The following is a 22429-nucleotide window of genomic DNA, read 5'->3' on the forward strand; positions in this document are numbered from 1 at the left end:
CCCCATGCCCCAAGTCAACCCCAAAGCGTCGTACGAACCCACCTCCCCGCAGCGCGTGGCCTTTTTGGGCCTGGGCGTGATGGGCTGGCCGATGGCCGCGCACCTGGCGCTGGCCGGCCACACCGTCACCGTCTACAACCGCACCACCGCCAAGGCGCAAGCACTGGTGCAAGCCATGGCCGAGCGCGGCATCGACCGCGTGCAGGCTGCCGCCACGCCGCGCGCCGCCGCCGAGGGCGCCGCGTTCGTCATGGCCTGTGTCGGCAACGACGACGACCTGCGCAGCGTCGTGCTCGGGCCGGACGGGGCGCTGGCCGGCATGGCGGCCGATGCGGTGTTCGTCGACCACACCACCACCTCGGCCGAGGTGGCGCGCGAGCTCTACGCCGCCGCGCGGCAGCAGAGCTGCCACTTCATCGACGCGCCGGTCTCCGGCGGGCAGGCCGGTGCCGAAAACGGCCAGCTCACCATCATGTGCGGCGGCGACGAGGTGCCGTTCGCGCGCGCGCAGCCGGTGATGGCCGCCTACGCGCGCGCCGTCACCCGCCTGGGCGACAGTGGGGCCGGGCAGTTGGCCAAAATGGTCAACCAGATCTGCATCGCCGGCTTGGTGCAGGGCTTGTCGGAGGCGATCGCCTTTGGCCAGCGCGCCGGGCTGGACATGAAACTGGTGCTGGACGTGATCGGCAAGGGCGCGGCGCAGAGCTGGCAGATGGACAACCGCGGCAAGACGATGGTCGAGGACCGCTTCGACTTCGGCTTCGCGGTGGACTGGATGCGCAAGGACCTGGGCCTGGTGCTGCAGGAGGCGCGGCGCAACGGCGCGCGCCTGCCGGTGACGGCGCTGGTGGACCAGTTCTACGCCGACGTGCAGGCCATGGGCGGCGGGCGCTGGGACACCTCCAGCCTGATCCGCCGCCTGCGCTGAAGCGTCCGTCCCGGCCCGCGATGGATGGCGGCGCGGGGCCTCAGCGGCCGCCGGCCGGCGCGGCCTGATCGGACTTCGGCGGGGCCGGCTGCAGGCGCGCCAGATCCGCCTCGCTGATGATCTCGAACACGCGCACGACGCGCTGCACGCCCGGCACGGTGCGCGCGATGTCGGCGGCGCGCTGCGCCTCGCGCGCCGTCACCAGCCCCATCAGGTACACCGTGCCGCGCTCGGTGGTGACCTTGATCGCGTTGGCCGACAGGTCCTTGGCGTCGACGAAGGCGGCCTTGACGCGCGCCGTCACCAGCGCATCCGACGAGCGCGCCGTCAGCGACGGCGAGCCCATCACCGCCAGCTCGTCGACCACGCCGGCGACGTTTTCCACGCCCTGCACAATGCGCAGCACGGTCTGGCGGTCGGCCTCGGAGGCGACCTCGCCGGTCAGCAGCACCTTGCGGTTGAAACTCGTGGGGTTGACGCGCGCGCGCGCGCCGAGCTGTTCGCGCACGCGGTTCGACACCTTGAGCTCGATGGACTGGTCCTCGAGCTGGGTGCCGCTCGTGCGGCGGTCGGTGGCGACGAGCATCGTGCCGCCGACGGCCGCACCCGCCACGAGGGGGGCGCAGCCGCTCAGGGACGTCATCAGCGTGGTCGCCGCGACGGCCGTCATGACAGCCGTCACCCAGGTGGGCCGTCCAGCACGCCGGGTGCCCCGGTCGGTCAGGGAAGGGATGGGGGTCATGGTTCGATGATCTCCGTTTCGGTGTCTTCGCCCAGCAACTGCACGTCGATGGCATCGCAAATGGCATGCAGGGCGACCAATTGGGCCTCGTGCACACGCGCCGGCCGCTCGGTGGGCAAGGCGACCAGCACGTCGGTGTCCTTGAGCACGTCCGGCAGCTCGCCGGGGCGCGCGCCCGTCAGGGCCACCACCACCATCTCGCGCTCGTGCGCGGCGGCGATGGCGGCCAGCGCATCCGCCCCGGGCGGTGCGGCCGCCATGAGCAGCAGCACATCCCCCGGCAGCCCCAGCGCGCGCAACTGCCGCACCATGGGCCAGGTCGCCGCATCCAGGCCCGGCAAGGCGCCCGTGGTGATGGCGGGATTGATCCCCAGGGCCAGCGCAGCCAGCTCGGGGCGCTCGCGCTCGAAGCGGCCCACCAGTTGCGCCACGAACGACTGCGCCAGCGCAGCCGACACCCCGCTGCCCCAGACCAGCACCTTGCCGCCGCCGGTCAGCCCGGACAGCATCGCGCCGACCGCGGCCTCCAGCGCCGGCCCCACGGCCTGGGCGCACTGGTACTGCAGGTCGGCGCCATCGACGAAGTGCTGCTGAATCCGGTGCAAAAGCATGGGCGCAATCTTATCGGCTCGTCAATCCCAGGCGCCGGCCTCGAACGCGCCGCGCAGCCACTCGATCCGAGGCGGCGCTGTCGCCCCAAGTTCCCCGTCCACCACCACGGCGTCGAAACGGCAGGGCGGCACCTGCGGCAGCCGCGCCAGAAAGTGCCGCGCCGCAAACACGATGCGGCGCTGCTTGGTGCGGCCGATGCTGGCCGCCGCCCCGCCGTGCTCGCCGCGGCTGCGCTGACGCACCTCCACGAAGACGAGCGTGCCATCGGACTCCGCCATAATCAAATCGACCTCGCCACCCCCGCGCCCGGGGCTGCGCACATTGCGCCGCACCAAGCGCAGGCCACGGGCTTGCAGATACTGCAGGGCCAAGGCCTCCGCCGCGTCGCCGCGCGCCTTCGTGCCCGGCCGCGGATCGCGGGGCCCGCTCGCTTTGTCATCCATCGCCATCGTGAACACGCCTCCCTTGTCCGCCAGCGCTGCCCCTGGGGCCCCCGACGACGGGGGGCTGGCGGCACGCCTGGCCGGCGGACAGCATTATCCGGCCGGGGCGCTGTACGTCGTGGCCACCCCGATCGGCAATCTGGCCGACATCACCCTGCGCGCGCTGCATGTGCTGCGCACGGTCGATGCCGTGGCCTGCGAGGACACCCGCCACACCGCGCGGCTGTTGCAGGCCTATGGGCTGCACGCCGAGCTGCTGGCCGTGCACGAGCACAACGAAAGCCGCATGGCCCAAACCATCGTCGAGCGCCTGCGGCGCGGCGAGCGCATTGCCTGCGTCAGCGACGCCGGCACCCCTGGCATCAGCGACCCGGGCGGGCGGCTGTGCGCCGCGGTGCGGGCTGCGGGCCTGCGGCTCATCCCCGTGCCGGGGGCGAGCAGCGTCACCGCGTTGCTCAGCGTGGCCGGCATCGCCGAAGGGGCGGTCACGGTCGTGGGTTTTTTGCCCGCGCGCGGCGCGGCCCGCGAGCGGGCGTGGCAACACTGGCGCCAGGCCGACACCGGGTTGGTGCTGCTGGAGGCGCCCCACCGCATCGAGGCACTGGCGGCCGAGCTGTCGGCCCTGGGCGAGCGGCCCGTGACCCTGGGGCGGGAGCTGACCAAACAGTTCGAGGACATCGTCACCCTGCCCTGCGTGGCAGTGGCCGGCTGGCTGGCCGCCGACCCCCACCGCCGGCGCGGCGAGTTCACGCTGGTGATCCACCCCCGCCCCACCGCGCCGCCCCCCGGGGGCCCTGGCGAGGCCGCTGCGGCCGGCGACGCGCTACCCGCCGAGGCCCGGCGCGTGCTGGGCCTGCTGCTCGAGGAGCTGCCTGTCAAATCCGCGGCCCGGCTGGCCAGCGCCATCACCGGGCTGCCCAAGGGGGCGCTGTACCAGGCCGCGCTGGCCCTGTGCGCGCCGTCGCACGATTGACACCCGCCCCGGCTACACCTGCGCCATGAAACGCCTGTCCCAGTACTTTCTGCGCGGCCTGCTGGCCGTGCTGCCCACCGGCATCACGCTGTACCTGCTGTACGCGCTGGTGGTGTGGTCCGAGCAACTGGCGCTGACGCTGCTGCGGCCGCTGATCGGAGACTTCTACGTCCCCGGGCTGGGCCTGCTGCTGGCGGCGGCGCTGGTCGTGCTGGCGGGCTTTCTGGTGTCCACCCAGGCCACGGCCCGGCTGCTCAACTGGGTGGAACTGCCCTTTACCAACCTGCCGGTGGTCAAGAGCATCTACACCTCCCTCAAGAGCTTTGCCGACTACTTCGCCCCCCACCGGCGGGAGGAGACGAGCCAGCAGGTCGTCATCCTGCGCCCCCCCGGCGCCGAATGGGAGGCGGTCGGCCTGGTCACCCGCCACCACCTCGCGGGGCTGCCGCCGGGGTTTCTGCCGGGCGAGCGGGTCGCGGTCTATCTGCCCATGGGCTACATGATCGGGGGCTACACCCTCTTCGTGCCGCGCACCTGGATCACGCCCATCGACATGTCCGTGGAGGAGGCGATGCGCTCCTCCCTGATCGCCTGGATGGCCGCCGGTGCCGCCCCCCGGCCCGGCACCGGCGCCCCTGCGCCCACCCCCACCGCCACGGAGCCCCCACCGCGATGAGCATCCGCAACCTCGAATTTTTGTTCGCCCCCCGCCGTGTGGCGGTGTTCGGTGCGTCCGACCGGCCGCACAGCGTCGGCGGCACGGTCTGGCGCAACCTGTCCCGCGGTTTTCAGGGGGAGCTGTTTGCGGTCAACCCGCGCCAGCCCGACCTGGGCGTACCCGTGGCGCGCGATCTGGCCGATCTGCCGGTCGCCCCGGACCTGGCCGTCATCTGCACCCCGCCCGCCACCGTCCCTGGCCTGATCGCCCGCCTGGGCGAGCGCGGCACGCGGGCCGCGGTGGTGGTCACCGCCGGGCTGGATGCCGCGCACAAACAGGCCATGCTCGACGCCGCGCGCCGCCACACGCTGCGCATCCTGGGGTCCAACTGCATCGGCATGCTGGTGCCCCACCTGGGGCTCAACGCCAGCTTCGCCCACGCCGATGCCCAGCCCGGCAACATCGCCTTCGTCTCGCAGTCGGGCGCACTGGTCACGGCGGTGTTGGACTGGGCCAACGACCGGGGCATCGGCTTCTCGCACTTCGTCTCGCTGGGCGAGCACGCCGATGTGGACTTCGGCGACATGCTCGACTACCTGGGCAGCGACGCGCGCACCCGCGCCATTCTGATGTATGTGGAGTCGGTCACGGCGCCGCGCAAGTTCATGTCCGCGGCCCGGGCCGCGGCCCGCAACAAACCGGTGATCCTGGTCAAGGCCGGCCGCTCGGCGCAGGGCAGCCGCGCGGCCGCCTCGCATACCGGGGCGCTGGCGGGGTCCGACGACGTGTTCGATGCCGCCATCTCGCGCGCGGGCATGCTGCGCGTCAACACCCTGCACCAGCTCTTTCTGGCGGTGGAGCTGCTGGCGCGCTTCCGCGACAACCGCAGCGAGCGGCTGCTGGTGCTGACCAACGGCGGCGGCGCGGGCGTGATGGCGGCCGATGCCGCCGCGCACATGGGCGTGGAGCTGGCGAGCCTGAGCCCCGACACCGTCGCGCGGCTGGACGCCGTGCTGCCCGGCAACTGGTCGCGCGCCAACCCGGTGGACATCATCGGCGATGCGCCCGCCCAACGCTATGTGGATGCGCTGCGCATCCTGCGCGAGGACCGCGACAGCGCCATCCTGTTCATCCAGGCCCCCACCGCCATCGTCCCCAGCGACACCATCGCCGAAGCCTTGCTGCCGCTGGCCACCGAACGCCCCCCGCGCGTGCTGGGCTGCTGGCTGGGCCACGGCGCCGTGGCGGCGGCGCGGGCGCGTTTTCGCGCCGCGGGCATCCCCGACTACCCCACGCCCGAAGAGGCGGTGCGCGCCTTCTCGTTCCTGCGGCAGTACCACCGCCACCAGGCGGAGCTGATGGAAACCCCGCCCGCCCTGCCCGAGGGGCTGGCGCCCGATCTGGACGGCATCCGCCAACTGGTGCGCGAGGCGCTGGCCGCCGGCAGCGAGTGGCTGACCGAGCCCCAGGCCAAGGAGCTGCTGCGGCGCGCGGGCGTGCCCGTCACCCCGCTGCGCAGCGTCCCCGCCGACCCCCAGGCCGCCGTCGCCGCGGCCGATGCGCTCGGCTACCCGGTGGTGCTCAAAATCCTGTCCACCGACATCACCCACAAGTCCGACGTCGGCGGGGTGAGGCTCAATCTGCACGACGCGCAAGAGGTGCTCGAGGCCGCCCGCGCCATGCTCGAGCGGGTGGCCCAGCGCCGGCCCGACGCCCGCATCGAGGGCTTCACCGTGCAACCCATGGTCCGGCGGCGCCATGCGCACGAGCTGATCATCGGCGCCAGCATCGACCCGCTGTTCGGCCCGGTGATTCTGTTCGGCCAGGGCGGCACGGCCGTCGAGGTACTGGCCGACCGCGCGCTGGCGCTGCCCCCGCTCAACGTCGCGCTGGCCGAATCCCTGATCGAGCGCACCCGCGTCGCGCGGCTGCTGCGCGGCTACCGCGACGTGCCCCCGGCCCACCGGCCCTCCATCCACGCCGCGCTGCTGGCCGTCTCGCAACTGCTGGCCGACGTGCCGGAAATCGCCGAGATCGACATCAACCCGCTGGTCGTGGACGCGGACGGCGCGGTCGCGCTGGATGCCCGGGTGCGCATCAGCGCCGAGCGCCCCGCCGGCGCGGCGCGCTTTGCCATCCGCCCCTACCCGCAAGAGCTGGTCGAAACCCTGGACTGGCACGGCCAGACCCTGACCGTGCGCCCCATCCGTCCCGAGGACGAAGCCCAGCACCTGGCCTTCCTGGAGCGGGTGGACCCCGAGGACATCCGCCTGCGCATCTTCTACAGCCGGCGCAGCATCGAGCACAGCGAACTTGCCCGCCTGACCCAGATCGACTACGACCGCGAGATGGCCTTCATCGCCACCCGCGTCGGGCCCGACGGCACGCCGGAGACCATTGGCGTGGTGCGCGGCATCTGCGACCCCGACAACGACACGGCCGAATACGGCATCCTGGTGCGCTCCGACCTCAAGGGCATGGGCCTGGGGCGGCTGCTGATGGAGCGGCTGATCCGCTACCTGCGCGGCCACGGTACGCGCCGCATCGTCGGCACCGTGCTGCGCGAGAACAAGGGCATGCTCGGCCTGGTGGAGCGACTGGGCTTTGCCATCACCCCCCACCCGGAGGACCCGGACCTGCGGCATGTGGAGCTGCCGCTGCAACGGTGAGCGGTGAGCGGCGGGCGCGTCGGGTGACCGCTCGTCGCTTTTTTTGCTGCAGCGCAACAAAAACGCTTGCATTTCCGGCTCGCCCCCCTATACTAAGGGTCATGTTGCAGCGCAGCATAAACCGCCGGACACCCATCACCGGACGGACGCCCTTCAGGCAGGTTGCGCGCCATGGCCGATTGCCCATTCACCCGCTCAAAAGGAGTCCCACCATGATGACCATCGAACAAATCGTCGCCCTGCACAAGAAGAACGCCGCCACCGCGTTCGACCTGGGCGAAAAGGCGCTGGCCGGCGTCGAAAAGCTGACCGAGCTGAACCTGCAAACCGCCAAGACGCTGATGGCCGAAACGGCCGAGCACACCCAGGCCGTCCTGGGCGTGAAGGACATGCAGGATCTGGTCGCCCTGCAAAACGCCATGCTGCAGCCCGTCGGCGAAAAGGTCGCCGCCTACAACCGCCATGTGTACGACATCGCCTCCAGCCTGAGCGCCGAGTTCGCCAAGGTCGCCGAGGCCCAGGCCGCCGAAGCGCAAAAGCAGTTCGTCAGCGCGCTGGACAGCGCCGTCAAGAACGCGCCGCAGGGCAGCGAACCGGCCGTGGCCGCCGTCAAGAACGCCGTGTCCACCGCCGCCGCGGCGATGGAGTCGGTGCAAAAGGCCGTCAAGCAAGCCACCGAACTGGCCGAAGCCAACCTGAAGGCCGTGGCCACCACCGCGGTCAACGCCACCAAGTCGCCGCGCGCGGCCAAGGCCTGATCGAGACCGGGGCCCGTTCCCAAGGAACCGGCCCTTCGTCTGCGCGACACCCCGCGGCCTGCGCCGCGGGGTGTTCGTTTTGGGGCACCGCATAATCGATGCTTTGCATTCCACCCCGAGAGGAGCTATCGATATGTCCATCGACACCATCGGCATCGTCGGCGCCGGCACCATGGGCAACGGCATCGCGCAGGCTTGCGCGACCAGCGGCCTGAACGTCGTCATGATCGACGTCAGCGACGCCGCGCTGGCCAAGGGCCTGGCCACCATCGCCGGCAGCCTGGACCGCCTGATCAAGAAAGAAAAAATCACCACCGCCGACAAGGACGCGGCGCTGGCGCGCATCCGCACCTCGACCCGCTACGACGACCTCCAGGGCGCGCAGCTTGTCATCGAGGCCGCCACCGAGAACCTGGAGCTCAAGCTCAAGATCCTGCGCCAGCTCGACGGCCTGCTGGCGCCCGAGGCCATCGTCGCCACCAACACCAGCTCGATCAGCATCACGCAACTGGCCGCCGTCACCGGGCGCGCCGACCGCTTCATCGGCATGCACTTCTTCAACCCGGTGCCGATGATGGCGCTGGTGGAAATCATCCGCGGCCTGCAGACCAGCGACACCACGCACGACGCCGTGCGCGACCTGGCGCTCCAGCTCGGCAAGACGCCGATCACGGTGAAAAACTCGCCCGGCTTCGTCGTCAACCGCATCCTCGTGCCGATGATCAACGAGGCCTTCTTCGTGCTGGCCGAGGGGCTGGCCAGCCCCGAGGACATCGACGCCGGCATGAAGCTCGGCTGCAACCACCCGATCGGGCCGCTGGCGCTGGCCGACATGATCGGGCTGGACGTCTGCCTGGCGGTGATGAACGTGTACTTTGCCGAGTTCAACGACAGCAAGTACCGCCCCTGCCCGCTGCTCAAGGAGATGGTGGCCGCCGGCTACCTGGGCCGCAAGACCGGGCGCGGCGTCTACCGCTACTGACCCCCGGTGCCGGAGCCGGCCGCCACCCGCGGGCGGCCGGCTCCGGCGTGTTTGGCGTCGTACAGCGCCTCGTCCGCGGCCTGCATCAGCGCTTCCAGCGTCTGGGCCGAATCCGGATACAGCGCGATGCCCACGCTGGTCGAAACCGCCGGCTCCACGCCGGGATACGGGGCGGAGAGCGACTCGATCAGGCGCTGCGCCAAGTCCAGCGCCGCATCCACGTCGGCCGGTCCCATCAGCACCAAAAACTCGTCGCCTCCCAGGCGGGCAACGACATCGGCGCTGCGCACGCAGGACTGCAAGCGTGCCGCCACCTCGCGCAGCAACTGATCGCCGGCGGCGTGGCCGTGCGTGTCGTTGACCGCCTTGAAGTGGTCCAGATCCAGCGCCAGCAGGGCCACCCGAGCGCCGCTGCGCTGGGCCTGGGCCAGTTGTTGCTGCGCCATCTCGGTGAACAGGCGGCGGTTGGGCAGGCCGGTCAGGGCGTCGTGGTAGGCGGCGTTTTGCACCTGCCCCATGGCCTCGGCCGCGCGCGTCAGGGCCGTGGCCACCGCCTGCGCCTCGCGAAAAACGACGGGCGGCAACGCCACGGGCTGGCCTTTTTCGATGGCCTGGGCCGCGGCATTGAGCCCCTGAGCAGCGGCCAGCACGCGCCGCGTGATGCGAAAGGCCAGCCACAGTCCCACCGCCAGCACCCCGCCGCCGACGGCCAGCACGGTCGCCAACCCCCGCCGCAAGGGCTGCTCGATGACGTCGCGGTGCACCCCCACGGCCACCGTCCACCCCCAGCGGGGGATGCGGTGGTGCGATGACACCGCCGCGATACCCTCCTTGGTCACGGTCTCGATGCTGCCCTCGGGCAGGCGGTGAATCGCCTCCAAAACGGCGGGGACGGCGGGCTGCCCCATGAACTGGTCGGCCGCCCGGGAATGCGCAATGATGGTGCCTTTGCGGTCCAGCACCGCCATCAGCCACCCCGACGGCAGGGGCTGTTGCTGCAGCAGCATGTTGAGGGCGTCGGTATCCAGCCCGATGTTGAGGCTGTAGCGCACCCGGTCGTCCTGCCAAACCGGCACCCCCATGGCCAGCACGGGGCGTCGCACGACGGAACCGGTGAACAGATCGGTCAGCACCGTCTCGCCGGTACGGAACACCCGCGCGATCTCCGGCGGGGTGCCGCGCGATAGCAGGGGCGTGCCCCAGGGCACGACGGTGTTGAGCACCTGCCGCCCCTGCTCATCGGTCAGGACATAGTTGTAGACGATCTGCGTCGGCACCGCCTGACGGGCCTGGGCATGAAAGCGCGCCAAATCGCCCTGCTCGAGAAACTGCGAGGTGGACAGAATCTTGAGCCCCGACTCGATGGCCGTCAGCTCGCGGTCCAGATCGGCCGCCACCTAGCGTGCCAGCATCAGCGACTGGGCGTAGACCCGCTCGCGCTCCAGCCGGTAGTTGGCGACGGCCAGATAGGCCGCCAACCCGACGGTCGGCAACACGCACACCCACACCAGCGCGTACAGACTGGCCCGCAGCGACGGCAGGCGCACCCCCGCCGCCGGCCCTAGGGTCGGGGTTGGAGACGGCGCCTGCCCGTCAGGATGGGCTGGCATCGCGGCCCCCATCGCGTCGCAGCCGACGCCGCCACCACGCGGCCCAATCGTCCAGATAGCAGTAGATGACCGGTACCACCACCAGCGTCAGCAGCGACGAGGTCACCACACCCCCGATGACGGCCTGCCCCATGGGGGCGCGCTGCTCCGAGCCTTCCGACAGCGCAAACGCCAGCGGCACCATGCCGAACACCATGGCCAGCGTCGTCATCAGGATGGGGCGCAGCCGCACCCGTGCCGCCAGCAGCAGGGCCGCTTCGCGGTCCAGCTTCTCGCCGGCCAGCCCCTCGCCGCTGGCACCGGCACGCGCGCGGTTGGCAAAGTCCACCAGCAGGATGGCGTTCTTGGTGACCAGCCCCATCAGCATGATCACGCCGATGATGGAAAACAGGTTGAGCGTGGAGCCGAACATCAGCAGGATAAGCACCACGCCGATCAGCGTCAACGGCAGCGACGACATCAGCGCGATCGGCTGCAGGAAGCTCTTGAACTGCGAGGCCAGGATCATGTAGATGAAGATCACCGCCAGCGCCAGCGCCGACAGCGCGTAGCCAAAGGACTCCTGCATGTCCTTGGTGGAGCCGCCGAACTTGGCGCGGTAGCCGGGCGGAAAGTCGGTGCTGTCGAGCACGCGCCGGATGTCGGCCGAAACCTCGCCGAGCGAGCGGCCGGCGACGTTGGCGGTGATTTCCACCTCGCGCGCCAGATCGCGCCGGTTGATCTGGTTGGGCCCGGTCGAGGGCCGAATGTCCGCGATCTGCGCCAGCCGGATGGCGCGCGGCGTGCCGTCGGGGCCGGTGACGGTCAGCGTCAGGCGCTGCAGCGTCTCGACCGACTCGCGCGCCTGCGGCGCCAGGCGGACCTTGACGTCGTAGTTCTGGTCATCCGCCGCGCGCCAGTTGCCCACGGTCTGGCCGGCGATCAGGCCGCGCAGCGCCTGGGTGACGCTGCCCACGCTCAACCCCAGGTCGGAGGCGGCGTCGCGCCGCACCACGATGTCCACCGTGGGCTTGTTCGGCTTCATGCTGGTGTCCAGATCGACCAGCCCGGGAATGTGCCGCAGCCGCTCGGTGACCTGATCGGTCAGGCGCTGCAGCGCCTGCAAATCGGCGCCCTGCAGCGACACCGAAATCGGCTTGCTGCCCCCCACCGGGTCCAGCAGGCCCACGTGCGTGACGGTGATGCCGGGCACGCGCGCCAGCCGCTCGCGCAGCACGGCCGACATTTGGTCCACGCTGCGCTGGCGGGCCTTGCGGTCGACCAGGCGCACATAGACGGTGGCCACATTGCGCCCCTGGGCCGATCCGGTGTTGATCGTGGTCAGGGTGTATTGCACCTCCGGAAATTCGCGCAGGATGGCGTCCACCTGCCGGGCCTTGGCCTCGGTCACCTCGATGGACGAGCCGGTGGGGGTGTAGAAGCTGAGCGTCGTCTCGGAAAAATCGGCCTTGGGCACGAACTCCGTGCCCATCACCGGCACCAGCGCAAAACTCGCCACCAGACTGCCGGCGGCCACGGCCAGCGTGGTGCGCCGGTGCGCCAGCGACCAGGCCAGCAGGGCCTGGTACCCCTGCCCCAGCCGGTGGGTGAAACGCTCGACCGCCGCGGTCAGCCGCCCCAGCGTGCGGTCGTACAGGGTGCGGCGCGACGCCGGCTGCCCCTCGGCGTGGATGGCCGGGTCGTGCCAGACGCTGGAGAGCATGGGGTCGAGGGTGAAGCTGACGAACATCGAGATCAGCACCGCCGCCACGATGGTGATGCCGAACTCGTGGAAGAACTTGCCGATGATGCCGCCCATGAAGCCGATGGGCAGGAACACCGCGACGATGGACAGCGTCGTGGCCAGCACGGCCAGACCGATTTCGTGCGTGCCGTCGAGGGCGGCGCGGTGCGCGTCCTTGCCCATTTGCACATGGCGCACGATGTTCTCGCGCACGACGATGGCGTCGTCGATCAGCAGGCCCACGCACAGGCTCAGCGCCATCAGCGTGATCATGTTGATCGAGAAGCCAAACCCGTACATGAACAAGAAGGTGCCGATCAGCGCAATGGGCAGCGTCAACCCGGTGATGACCGTCGAGCGCCACGAGTTGAGAAACAAAAACACGATGGCCACCGTGAGCACCGCGCCCTCGATGAGCGTCTGGCGCACGTTGGTGACCGCCACGCGGATGGGGCGGGCGTTGTCGCGCACCACGTCGATGGCCATCCCGGCGGGCAGTTCGGCGCGCAGTTGCGACGCCACGCGGTCGAGGCCGTCCACCACGTCGATGGTGTTTTCGCCCTGGGCCTTTTGCACATCCAGCGCCAGCGTGCGGCGGCCGTCGAACAGCGCCAGGCTCTCCACCTCCTGCGGGCCATCGACGACATCGGCAATCTGCCCCAGCCGCACCGGCACCGTGCTGCCGCCCGTCCCCCGGCGCGCCACGATCAGGTCGCGAAAGGCCTCGGGCTCGGGCAAGCGCCCCTTGACCTGCACCACCCGTTCCGCCTCGCGAGAGTGCAGCGAGCCGGCGGGCAGGTCCTGGTTTTCGGTGCGCACGGCCTGCAGCACCTGCTCCACGCCAATGCCGTAGGCCTCCATCGCCTCGGGCTTGAGGTAGAGGTTGATCTCGCGCGCCACCCCGCCCACCAGCGTCACCGAGCCCACGCCGCGCACATTCTCCAGCCGCTTCTTGACCACCTGGTCGGCGTAGGTGGTCAGCTCCACCGGGCTGCGGCTGCCGTCGGGCGAGGTCAGCGCCAGCGTGTAGATCGGCCGCGAGGCCGGGTCGAAGCGCAGCACCCGCGGCTCGCGGACCTCGTCGCGCAACTGGGCGCGGATGCCGGCCACCTTTTCGCGCACATCCTCGGCGGCCTGGCGGCCGTTGACGTCCAGATTGAACTGCACGATCACGACCGACTGGCTGTCGTAGCTGCGCGAGAAAAGCTGGTTGATGCCCGCGATCGAGTTGACCGCCTCCTCGATCTTCTTGGTGACTTCGGTCTCGACGATCTCGGGCGAGGCACCGGGATACTCGACCTGCACCACGACGACGGGAAACTCCACGTCCGGGAACTGATCGACCTTGAGCCGCTGCAGCGAAAACAGCCCCAGCACCACGAAGGCCAGCATGACCATCGTGGCCAACACCGGGTTGGCGATGGAGACGCGGGTGAACCACATGGACGCGCGCCCTCACTGGCCGGCGGGGGCCGCACTCAGGCGCACGGCCGTGCCATCGCGCACGCCCCCGATGGTGCCCGCCAGCACCCGGTCACCGTCGGCCAGCCCGCTGCGGATGATGCGCACCGGCTCCCCATCGGCTTCGGCGCTGGCCTCCACCTCGACCGTGCGGCGCACCAGGCGATCCGTCTGCAGCAGCCACACATAGGGCTGGGGCGCATCCAGCCGGACGGCCGACTCGGGCAGCGCCAGGGCCGTCTCGCGCGCCACCTCGATGCGGCCGGTGGCAAACAGCCCGTGGCGCAGGCCGTCGCGCGCCTGGAGCGCCAGATAGACCGGCACCGCCCGGGTGCCCGCCTGCACGCTGGGGTTGAGGCGCACCACGCGCGCGGGCACCGGCTCGGGCAGACCGTCCACCCGCAGCGTCGCGGGGGCGCCCACGCGCACCGCCCCCACCTGTTCGGGCGGCAACACGGCGCGCAGTTCCAGCGCGCTCAGGTCCACGATTTCCAGCACCCGCGCATCCACCGCCACGCGCTCGCCGGGCTGCACGAAGCGCTGCGACACCCAGCCGTCGATGGGCGCGCGCAGCACCGTGTCGTCCAGCGCCTTGCGCGCCACGTCCGCCGCGGCCTCGGCCGCCAGCAGGCCGGCGCGCGCCCCGGCCGCATTCGACACCGCCGTGTCCAGCGCGTTGCGCGAGATGAAGCCCTGCTCCACCAAGGCCCGGTTGTTCTGCAGCGTGCGCTCGGCAATCTCCAGCTGGGCGCGGGCCGACTCCGCCTGCTGCCGCGCCTGGCGCACGCGGGCCTCGAACTCGGTGGCATCCAGCCGCCCAAGCACCTGCCCCGCCCGCACGGCCTGGCCTTCGCGCACCGTCAGCTCGCGCAGCTCCGCCGCCACCTTGGCCTTGACCAGGGCGGTGCGCACCGCCTCCACCGTGCCGCTGACCGGCAGCGTGCGCAGCACCGGCCGGCGCTGCGCCGTCACCAGATCGGCAGGGGCCAGCTCCAGCGCCGCAGGGGCGGTGGACACCGCCACCTCGGTCGATGCGCGGCGCTGCATCACCCCCCGCACGGACAGGCCCACGATCAGCGCCACCACGGCCAGCGGCAGGCCCCATCGGACGATTCGCTTCATCCTGCAACCCTCATCGGACGGTCCGCCACAGCCATCACCGGTTGACGAAGGAGCCGGACTTGCCGCCGTGCTTTTCCAGCAGGCGAACGTCCGTGATCACCATGCCCCGATCGGCCGCCTTGCACATGTCGTAAATGGTCAGCAGCGCCACCTGCACGGCGGTCAGGGCCTCCATCTCCACCCCGGTCGGTCCGACGGTCTCCGCCGTGGCCTGCACGCGCACGGCGGCGGTGTCGGGCTCGACGGCGAACTCGAGCGCCACGCGCGTCAGCGCGATCGGATGGCACAGCGGAATCAGATCGCTGGTGCGCTTGGCCGCCATGATGCCCGCGATGCGCGCCACCCCCAACACGTCGCCCTTCTTGGCGCTGCCTTGCTGGATGAGGGCCAGCGTCGCCGGCTGCATGCGGATGCGCCCCTCGGCCACGGCCGTGCGGTGGGTGGCGGCTTTGGCGCCGACGTCCACCATGTGGGCCTGGCCCTGGGCGTCGAAATGGGTGAGTGGCGAAGCGGTCTCGGGGGCGAGGGAGGAGGCGGTCATGGCTGGCAGGGAATTCACGGCACCGACGCGGCATCATACGGGGATGAGCGAGTCCCTTCACCGCACGACGCCAGCCATGCCCGATGACGACGCTCCGCCGCGCCTGGCGCCGCTGGGTTGCCGGCGACGCGACTGGCTGGCGGGTGCCCTGCGGGGCGCATTTGCCGGGGCCACCGCCCGCGCGCTGCTGCCCTGGCTGGGCGTGGCCGGCGCGGCCGTACCGGTGGGCGCTGGTGCAGCCACGGGTCTGCCGGCGCTGGGCGATGGCGGGGATCTGACGCTGTCGGAGGAGCGGCGCATCGGCGACCAGATCGCGCGAGCCATCTACCGCGACCCCGCCTACCTGGACGACCCGGTGTTGGGCGACTACCTGCAGCGCATCTGGGGGCCGCTGTTCCAGGCCGCGCGGCGCCGGGGCGAGCTGTCGGACGAGTTGGCCGAGCGCTACGCCTGGCAATTGCTGCTGGCCCGCGACCGCACGGTCAACGCCTTTGCACTGCCCGGGGGCTACCTGGGCGTGCACCTGGGGCTGATCGGCGTGACCGGCAGCGCGGACGAGCTGGCCTCGGTCCTCGCGCACGAGCTGTGCCACGTCACGCAGCGCCACATCGCCCGGCTGCTGAGCCGGCAAAGCCAGCAGGCCCCCCTGGTGCTGGCGGCGATGGTGCTGGGGGCGCTGGCCGCCAGCGCGGCCCGCAACGCCGACATCGCCAGCGCGGCGATCGCGGGCGGCCAGGCGGTGGCGATGCAGGGACAGCTCAACTTCTCGCGCGACATGGAGCGCGAGGCCGACCGCATCGGCCTGACCGTGTTGCAGGCGGCGGGCTTCGACGGCCACGGCTTCATCGGCATGTTCGACCGGCTGCAACAGTCGGCCCGCCTGAACGACGACGGCAGCTACCCCTACTTGCGCAGCCACCCGCTGACCACCGAGCGCGTGGCCGACATGCGGGCACGCCTGCCGTTGGAGGCGGCGGCCCGCACGCCGGGTGCGGCGGCCGGCCCCGTGTCGCCCACCGGCCACGCCTTCATGGCGGCGCGCGCGCGGGTGCTGGCCGATCCGGCCCCAGACCGGCTGCAGGCACACGCGAGCGCAGCGCTCGATGGACACGACGGACGCGCGGCACGCGACCCCGGGCGCTTGTATGCCGGCGCGCTGGCCTGCGCCTGGCTGCGCGACGCCCCCGGCGCGCTGCGCCTGCTGCCCGCCGTGCGCGAGGCGGCGGATGCGGACGATGCCCGGCTGGCGGCCGATCTGCTGCGCCTGGAGCTGCTGTCGATGCTGCGCACCGACCCGCGCCTGCCGTCCGCCGAAGGGCAGGCCCTGCCCACCTGGGCGGAGCGGGGGCTGGATACGGGGGGCCGCGCCGGGCTGCTGCTGGCGGCCGGGGCGGCGACCGCGCTGCCCGGCCCCGTGGCCCAACGGGCCGTGACCCGGCTGCAGGCGTGGTGCGTGGAGCATCCGCAGGACGCCGGGGCCTGGAGCGCCCTGGCAGCGGTGCAGCATGCGCTGGGCCAGCCCGTGCGCGCCACCCGCGCCGAGGGCGAAGCGCGGCTGGCCTGGCTGGACCCGGCGGGTGCGTTGGACCGCTTCCGCGCCGCCCAGCGGCTGGCGCGCGAGCGCGGGGTGGACGATCTGATGGAACTGTCCGTGCTGGACGCCCGCGCCCGCTACGCCGAGGGCCTGCTGCGCGAGCAGCTGGCCGAGCAGGCGCCACGCCGCTGACGCACGCGCGCCGCTGCGGCTAAGATCATTGCCCCGATTCCGGGCAGCCCCCGTTTTTGGCATTCACCCCGTACATTCGCATGGCCGGCATTCACATCACCGACATCGAGGCCGCGATCAACCACTGGCGCGCGCGCCAGCCTTCGCCCGACGGCGTGACCCTGGGGCCCGAGCTGCGCGCGCTGGCCGAGGTCTACGCGCTGATGGTCTATTACCGCACCGACGAAGCCGACGAACGCACCATGCCGCGCGCCGCCTGGGCGGCCTGGAAGGCGTGGTACGACACCACGCCGGACACGCCGTGCATCGCCATCTGCTCCACCAACCAGGGCGATGCGGTCTGCAAGGGCTGCGGCCGCACGCACGACGAGGTGACGCACTGGCCGGCGATGACGCCCGGCGAGAAGCGCGCCGTCTGGCGCCGCATCACGCGCGACGGCAGCGCCTGGCGCTTCAACGTCTACGCCGAGCGGGCGGTCGAGCGCCGGGGCGCGACCGCGCCGGACGCGTCCCACGCCGGCGCTCCTTCAACGGAAGCCCGGCCGGCACCGTGACGCCCGTGCCGCCGCCCGGCGGCGGCTGCGGGGCGTGCGGTCAGATCCGCCGCGCCAGCTCGGTGGCCTTGCCGGTGTAGCCGGCGGGGGTGAGCGCGCGCAGGCGCGCCTTTTCCGCGTCGGGAATCGGCAGGCCGTCGATCAGCGCGTGCAGCGCCTCGCGCGTGACCTGCTGGCCGCGCGTGGCGGCCTTCAGCCGCTCGTAGGCGCCCGGCACGCCGTAGCGGCGCATGACGGTCTGGATGGGCTCGGCCAGCACCTCCCACGCGGCGTCCAGGTCGGCCGCCAGGGCCGCGGCGTTGAGCTCCAGCTTGCCCAGGCCCGTCAGCAGCGACTGCTGCGCCAGCACCGCGTAGCCCAGCGCCACGCCCATGTTGCGAAGCACGGTGGAGTCGGTCAGGTCACGCTGCCAGCGGCTGACCGGCAGCTTCTCGCTCAGGTGGCGCAGCAGCGCGTTGGCCAGCCCCAGGTTGCCCTCGGCGTTCTCGAAGTCGATCGGGTTGACCTTGTGCGGCATCGTGGAGGAGCCGATCTCGCCGGCCTTGAGCTTCTGCTTGAAGTAGCCCAGGCTGATGTAGCCCCAGACATCGCGCGCCAGATCGACGAGGATGGTGTTGCTGCGCGCCACGGCGTCGAACAGCTCGGCCATGTAGTCGTGCGGCTCGATCTGGATGCTGTAGGGCTGAAACGTCAGCCCGAGGCCAACCGGCGCCTCCGGCGGCGTGTCCGGCCCCGGCGCCGGCGTCTCCACCACGCTGCGGGCGAACGCCTCCCAGTCCACCTCCGGGTAGGCCGCCAGGTGCGCGTTGTAGTTGCCGACCGCCCCGTTCATCTTGGCGCGCAGCGGCACCGCGGCGATGCGCTCGCGCGCCGCCTCGAGCCGCGCCACCACGTTGGCCAGCTCCTTGCCGACGGTGGTGGGGCTGGCGGTCTGGCCGTGCGTGCGCGACAGCATCGGCGCCTCGGCCCACGCGTGCGCCAGCTCGCGCAGCCGCGCGAGGATCGCCTCCAGCCCCTGCAGCAGCGCCGCGCGCCCCGCCTGCAGCTGCAAAGCGTGGCTGGTGTTGTTGATGTCTTCGCTCGTGCAGGCGAAATGCACGAACTCGCCGGCGCGCTGCAGCTCCGGCCAGCCGGCGAACACCCCCGGCACGCCCAGCTCGGCGTGGCCGCGGATCCAGTATTCCACCGCCTTGACGTCGTGGTTGGTGGTCTTCTCGATCGCCTTGATCGCCGCCGCATCCGCCGGCGCAAAGTCGCGCACCACGCGCCGCAGGTGCGCGCGCGCTGCCGCCGACAGCGGGGGGAATTCCGGCAGACCCAGGTCGCTCAGGCGCTCGAACCACGTCAGCTCCACCTGCACGCGCCGGTGCATGAAGCCGTATTCGCTGAAGATCGGCCGCAGCGCGGCGACCTTGGCGGCGTAGCGGCCGTCCAGCGGCGACAGCGCGGTCAGCGCGGCGTCCGGCGTGGCAAGGGAGGCGTCAGCGTGGGCTTGCATAGTGGCCCCGATTGTAGGCGCCCGGCCTCTCTACAATCGGCACCCCGGCGCCGGGGCCCCATGGGGGCGACGGCACCGCCACGACCCGCTCCTCATGACCATGAAACTCAAGCTCATCGGCAGCCTCACCAGCCCCTACGTGCGCAAGGTGCGCATCGTCATGGCCGAGAAGAAGCTCGACTTCCAGTTCGAGCAGGCCGACCCCTGGGCCGCCGACAGCTCGGTGCCGGACGCCAACCCGCTGGGCAAAGTGCCCTGTCTGGTGATGGAAGGCGGCGAGGCGGTGTTCGACTCGCGCGTCATCGTGGAGTATCTGGACACGCTGTCGCCCGTGGGCAAGCTGATCCCGGCCAGCGGGCGCGAGCGCGCCGAGGTCAAAACCTGGGAGGCCCTGGCCGACGGCGTGCTGGATGCGGCGGTGAGCGCGCGCATGGAGCAGGTGTGGAGCGGCCGCGCGCCGCACGAGCGCAGCCAAGCCTGGGTGGATCGGCAAATGGCCGCGGCGCAGCGCGCACTCAAGGCCATGAGCCTGGGGTTGGGCGACCGGGCGCACTGCCACGGCATCCACCTGACGCTGGCCGACATCGCGGTCGGCGTGGCCTTGGGGTATTTGGACTTTCGCTTCCCCGCCGTGGATTGGCGCAGCGCCTACCCCAATTTGGCCCGGTTGCACGAGCGGCTGTCGCAGCGCCCCAGCTTTCAGGACACCTTGCCGCCCGCGTAACGGAATAAAAAAGTACCGCGAAGCACTCCCCGAGACAACAGGAGGAGGGAGGGAGGAGGAGAACCGCCTCGGCGAGTTTTCCAGCCAACACGGGCAACCACCGCATCGACCGGGCTTCGCGGCACACAGAAACCATTGCGTGCTTGCCACAGTAGAGCGCAGCCCGCAAAAAAAGTTCCCGACACCGTTCAGGGGGCGCACACAGGGCACGGCGCCCGGCCTCAGGCGTCCGACACCGCTGGTAGCTCCAGCGCCGCGCGCAGGCCACCCAGCGGCGCGCGCGCCAGTGTCAGCGTGCCGCCATAGAGCGCGGCCACCTCGCGCACGATGTCCAGACCCAGGCCGCTGCCGGGCACGCGCTCGTCGGCCCGCACCCCGCGCGCCAGCACCTGCCGGCACTGCTCGGGCGTCAGGCCCGGGCCGTCGTCGTCCACGGTCAGCTGCAGCCGGTCGCCGGCACGGCGCACCGTGACCTGCACGCGCCGGCGCGCCCATTTGCAGGCGTTGTCCAGCAGGTTGCCGGCCATCTCCTGCAGGTCCTGCGCCTCGCCGGCGAACGCCGCCGCCGGTTCGCCCTGCAAGTCCAGCTCCAGCGCCCCGGCGCCGTCGGCGCGCGCCGCGTGCACCTTGCGCATCACGCGCAGCAGCCCCTCCAGCACCGGCTGCACCGGCGTGTGGCGCGCCGGGTGGGCGGCACTGGCCGCCCGGGCGCGGCGCAGGTGCCAGTCCACCTGCTCGCGCAGGCGCTGCACCTGCTCCTGCAGCGCGGTGGCGATGGCCGGCTCGCGCGGCTGCAACTCCTCGGCCAGCGTGCCGATCACCGCCAGCGGGGTCTTGATCGCGTGCGCCAGGTTGCCGGCCAGCCGCCGCGCGCGCTCCACGCCCTGCTCGTCGTGCGCCAGCACGCGGTTGAAGTCGTCCACCAGCGGCTGCACCTCGGCCGCGAACGCCCCCTGCAGCCGCGTCTGGCGGCCGGTGCGCACCGCCTGCAGCGCCTGCTGCAGCGCGCGCAGCGGCCGCAGGCCCAGCCACAGCTGCGCCGCCACCGCCGCCAGCAGCGCCGCGCCCAGCCCGGTCAGCGACAGCGCCAGCGCGCCGTGGAAGGCGCCCAGCGCCTGCTCCAGCTCGCGCGTGTCGGCCGCGACGACGACGCGCCAGCGCGGCCCGTGCTCGCCCCACTGCACGGCACGCTCCAGCGCCCGCAGCCGCTGCCCGGCCGGCCCGGGCAGCGCATGCCGGTGCAGCGCGCCATCCGGCAGCGTGTCGTCCGCCAGCGGCAGCCGCTCGTCCCACAGCGAGCGCGAGCGCAGCGCCGGCTCGGCTGCCGCGCGCCCCACCGCCTGCACCTGCCAGTACAGGCCGCCATAGGGGCGCTGCCAGCGCGGGTCGGCCAGCGGCCGCGCCAGCACCGGCTGCCCGTCGGCGTCCGGCTCCAGCGCCGCCAGCAGTTGCGTCAGCTGGTCCTGCAGCCGCAGGTCGAACTGCTGCGTGACATGACGCTCGAACAGCCGCGTGATCGCCACCCCGGCCAGCACCAGCGCCAGCGACACCGCCAGCAGCGCCGCCAGCAGCAGGCGCCAGCGCAGCGAGGCGGCCCAGCGCCTCATCCGCCGGCGGCCTCCAGCCGGTAGCCCAGGCCCCGCACCGTCTCGATGCTGCCGGGCGGCAGCTTGCGCCGCAGCCGGGCCACGAACACCTCGATGGTGTTGGAGTCGCGCTCGGCGTCGCTGCCGTACAGGTGCTCGGCCAGCTCGGTGCGCGGCACCACCTGGCCGGCGCGGTGCATCAGGTACGACAGCACGCGCAGCTCCTGCGCCGTCAGCACGAGGGGCTGGCCCGCCACGCTGGCGCGCTGCTGGCGCGTGTCCAGCTCCAGCGCGCCGCAGCGCAGCACCGGGTGCGCGGCGCCGTGCGCGCGGCGGATCAGCGCGCGCACGCGCGCCAGCAGCTCCTCGGTGTGGAACGGCTTGGTCAGGTAGTCGTCCGCCCCGGCGTCGATGCCGGCCACCTTGTCCTGCCAGGCGTCGCGCGCGGTCAGGATCAGCACCGGCGCCGTCACCCCCTCCGCGCGCCAGCGCTGCAGCACCGTCAGGCCGTCCAGTTGCGGCAGCCCCAGGTCCAGCACGATGGCGTCATAGGGCTCCACGCCGCCCAGCTCCCACGCGCGGCGGCCGTCGGCGGCCACGTCCACCGTGTAGCCGGCCGCGCGCAGGCTGGCCGCCAGCCGCTGCGCCAGCGCCGCCTCGTCTTCCACCAGCAGCACCCTCACCGCTTGCCTTTCTTCACTTCGGTCTTGAGCACGCTGCCGTCGCGCGCATCCACATACCACTCGACCAGCCGCCCGTCGGGGCGCAGCACCTTGAATTCGTACACCCAGCGGCCGTGCTCGCGCTCCAGTTCGGTGGCGATGACCTCGCCGCCCAACTGCGGCTGCACCCGCTGCAGGATCTCGCCCAGCGGCCGAATCTCGCCGGCCAGCACGGCTTCGCGCGCGCGCCGCTGATCGCCCCCCCCATCGGCGTGGCCGGGCGGCGCCCAGCCGATCACGCATGCCAGCACCAGGGCCGGCGCCCACGCCGCGCCGCGCCGCGGCCGACGAGGCGCGCCGCGCCCCTCACCGCGAGAGCTCGGACGTTCTGCCATGCCGAGGATGGTAGGGGCGCCGTCCTGAACCCCGCATGAATGGCCTGCCGTGCGCGTCGCGT

The 22429-nt window shown here is 71.9% G+C and carries 21 protein-coding genes; 9 read left to right on the plus strand and 12 right to left on the minus strand.

What is annotated here, in order from left to right; all coding sequences use genetic code 11:
* Positions 1 to 4 precede the first annotated feature (4 nt).
* Positions 5 to 928, plus strand: coding sequence for an NAD(P)-dependent oxidoreductase (locus A9O67_RS03090; RefSeq protein WP_068607263.1), 924 nt, complete (start codon positions 5 to 7; stop codon positions 926 to 928).
* 40 nt (positions 929 to 968) lie between these two features.
* On the opposite strand, the gene A9O67_RS03095 is transcribed toward A9O67_RS03090, so the two are convergent.
* The 3 genes from A9O67_RS03095 to A9O67_RS03105 all read right to left on the minus strand — a co-directional run bounded on the left by A9O67_RS03095 (position 969) and on the right by A9O67_RS03105 (position 2725).
* A complete protein-coding gene (locus A9O67_RS03095) occupies positions 969 to 1598 on the minus strand; it encodes a BON domain-containing protein (protein ID WP_068607267.1) in 630 nt (209 codons plus the stop codon).
* 68 nt (positions 1599 to 1666) lie between these two features.
* Positions 1667 to 2281: an SIS domain-containing protein gene (locus A9O67_RS03100; RefSeq protein ID WP_068607269.1), complete on the minus strand. Its 615-nt coding sequence runs from the start codon at positions 2279 to 2281 to the stop codon at positions 1667 to 1669.
* Positions 2282 to 2302: 21 nt separating this feature from the next.
* Positions 2303 to 2725, minus strand: a complete 423-nt coding sequence (locus tag A9O67_RS03105; protein WP_231960183.1) for a YraN family protein — start codon at positions 2723 to 2725, stop codon at positions 2303 to 2305.
* Positions 2726 to 2729: 4 nt separating this feature from the next.
* Between A9O67_RS03105 and rsmI the strand changes: the two genes are divergently transcribed.
* The 5 genes from rsmI (at position 2730) to A9O67_RS03130 (ending at position 8765) form a co-directional block, all read left to right on the plus strand.
* Entirely contained in the window at positions 2730 to 3698 is a 969-nt protein-coding gene (gene rsmI, locus A9O67_RS03110) for a 16S rRNA (cytidine(1402)-2'-O)-methyltransferase (protein ID WP_408033406.1), read from the plus strand.
* A gap of 25 nt (positions 3699 to 3723) precedes the next feature.
* Positions 3724 to 4374, plus strand: a complete 651-nt coding sequence (locus A9O67_RS03115; protein ID WP_068607272.1) for a DUF502 domain-containing protein — start codon at positions 3724 to 3726, stop codon at positions 4372 to 4374.
* Complete coding sequence (locus A9O67_RS03120) at positions 4371 to 7025, plus strand: bifunctional acetate--CoA ligase family protein/GNAT family N-acetyltransferase (RefSeq protein WP_068607274.1); 2655 nt, start codon at positions 4371 to 4373, stop codon at positions 7023 to 7025. Before A9O67_RS03115 ends, A9O67_RS03120 begins: the two co-directional genes overlap by 4 nt.
* 212 nt (positions 7026 to 7237) lie before the next feature.
* Entirely contained in the window at positions 7238 to 7783 is a 546-nt protein-coding gene (locus A9O67_RS03125; RefSeq protein ID WP_068607276.1) for a phasin family protein, read from the plus strand.
* 133 nt (positions 7784 to 7916) lie between these two features.
* Complete coding sequence (locus tag A9O67_RS03130) at positions 7917 to 8765, plus strand: 3-hydroxybutyryl-CoA dehydrogenase (RefSeq protein ID WP_068607278.1); 849 nt, start codon at positions 7917 to 7919, stop codon at positions 8763 to 8765.
* On the opposite strand, the gene A9O67_RS03135 is transcribed toward A9O67_RS03130, so the two are convergent.
* Genes A9O67_RS03135 through moaC form a run of 5 tightly spaced genes read right to left on the minus strand, consistent with a single transcriptional unit; the run spans position 8759 to position 15222 of the window.
* Positions 8759 to 10162 carry a GGDEF domain-containing protein gene (locus tag A9O67_RS03135; protein WP_082955313.1) on the minus strand — a complete coding sequence of 468 codons (1404 nt, stop codon included), beginning with the start codon at positions 10160 to 10162 and terminating at the stop codon, positions 8759 to 8761. The two genes, A9O67_RS03130 and A9O67_RS03135, sit on opposite strands and share 7 nt — an antisense overlap.
* Positions 10163 to 10375 carry a hypothetical protein gene (locus A9O67_RS13385; RefSeq protein WP_156682236.1) on the minus strand — a complete coding sequence of 71 codons (213 nt, stop codon included), beginning with the start codon at positions 10373 to 10375 and terminating at the stop codon, positions 10163 to 10165. It abuts the gene before it with no gap.
* Positions 10359 to 13541 carry an efflux RND transporter permease subunit gene (locus A9O67_RS03140; protein WP_068607280.1) on the minus strand — a complete coding sequence of 1061 codons (3183 nt, stop codon included), beginning with the start codon at positions 13539 to 13541 and terminating at the stop codon, positions 10359 to 10361. Before A9O67_RS03140 ends, A9O67_RS13385 begins: the two co-directional genes overlap by 17 nt.
* A gap of 12 nt (positions 13542 to 13553) precedes the next feature.
* Positions 13554 to 14681 (minus strand): efflux RND transporter periplasmic adaptor subunit, encoded by a 1128-nt coding sequence (locus tag A9O67_RS03145; protein WP_068607281.1) that lies wholly within the window; start codon positions 14679 to 14681, stop codon positions 13554 to 13556.
* A 34-nt stretch (positions 14682 to 14715) separates the two neighbouring features.
* On the minus strand, positions 14716 to 15222 hold the full coding sequence (gene moaC / locus A9O67_RS03150) for a cyclic pyranopterin monophosphate synthase MoaC (protein WP_068607283.1): 507 nt from the start codon (positions 15220 to 15222) through the stop codon (positions 14716 to 14718).
* 43 nt (positions 15223 to 15265) lie between these two features.
* Between moaC and A9O67_RS03155 the strand changes: the two genes are divergently transcribed.
* Entirely contained in the window at positions 15266 to 16948 is a 1683-nt protein-coding gene (locus A9O67_RS03155) for a M48 family metalloprotease (protein ID WP_231960184.1), read from the plus strand.
* Positions 16949 to 17028: 80 nt separating this feature from the next.
* The gene (locus A9O67_RS03160; RefSeq protein WP_068607285.1) at positions 17029 to 17502 is read left to right on the plus strand and encodes a DUF3717 domain-containing protein; all 474 of its coding nucleotides are present in this window, start codon (positions 17029 to 17031) and stop codon (positions 17500 to 17502) included.
* A gap of 40 nt (positions 17503 to 17542) precedes the next feature.
* Here A9O67_RS03160 and purB read toward each other — a convergent pair whose 3' ends face one another.
* On the minus strand, positions 17543 to 19000 hold the full coding sequence (gene purB, locus A9O67_RS03165) for an adenylosuccinate lyase (protein ID WP_068607287.1): 1458 nt from the start codon (positions 18998 to 19000) through the stop codon (positions 17543 to 17545).
* A gap of 94 nt (positions 19001 to 19094) precedes the next feature.
* On the opposite strand from purB, the gene A9O67_RS03170 reads away from it, so the two are divergent.
* Positions 19095 to 19724, plus strand: a complete 630-nt coding sequence (locus tag A9O67_RS03170) for a glutathione S-transferase N-terminal domain-containing protein (protein WP_231960186.1) — start codon at positions 19095 to 19097, stop codon at positions 19722 to 19724.
* Between the two features lie 221 nt (positions 19725 to 19945).
* Here the strand turns inward: A9O67_RS03170 and A9O67_RS03175 are convergent, their stop codons facing one another.
* The 3 genes from A9O67_RS03175 to A9O67_RS03185 are packed head-to-tail and all read right to left on the minus strand — an operon-like array spanning position 19946 to position 22367.
* Positions 19946 to 21331, minus strand: coding sequence for a sensor histidine kinase (locus tag A9O67_RS03175; protein WP_068607289.1), 1386 nt, complete (start codon positions 21329 to 21331; stop codon positions 19946 to 19948).
* Complete coding sequence (locus A9O67_RS03180) at positions 21328 to 21993, minus strand: response regulator (protein WP_068607291.1); 666 nt, start codon at positions 21991 to 21993, stop codon at positions 21328 to 21330. Before A9O67_RS03180 ends, A9O67_RS03175 begins: the two co-directional genes overlap by 4 nt.
* A complete protein-coding gene (locus A9O67_RS03185; protein ID WP_082955315.1) occupies positions 21990 to 22367 on the minus strand; it encodes a PepSY domain-containing protein in 378 nt (125 codons plus the stop codon). Before A9O67_RS03185 ends, A9O67_RS03180 begins: the two co-directional genes overlap by 4 nt.
* Between the last annotated feature and the right edge of the window lie 62 nt (positions 22368 to 22429).

Origin of the sequence: Tepidimonas fonticaldi (assembly GCF_001675355.1) — a bacterium.
GTDB lineage: Bacteria > Pseudomonadota > Gammaproteobacteria > Burkholderiales > Burkholderiaceae_C > Tepidimonas > Tepidimonas fonticaldi.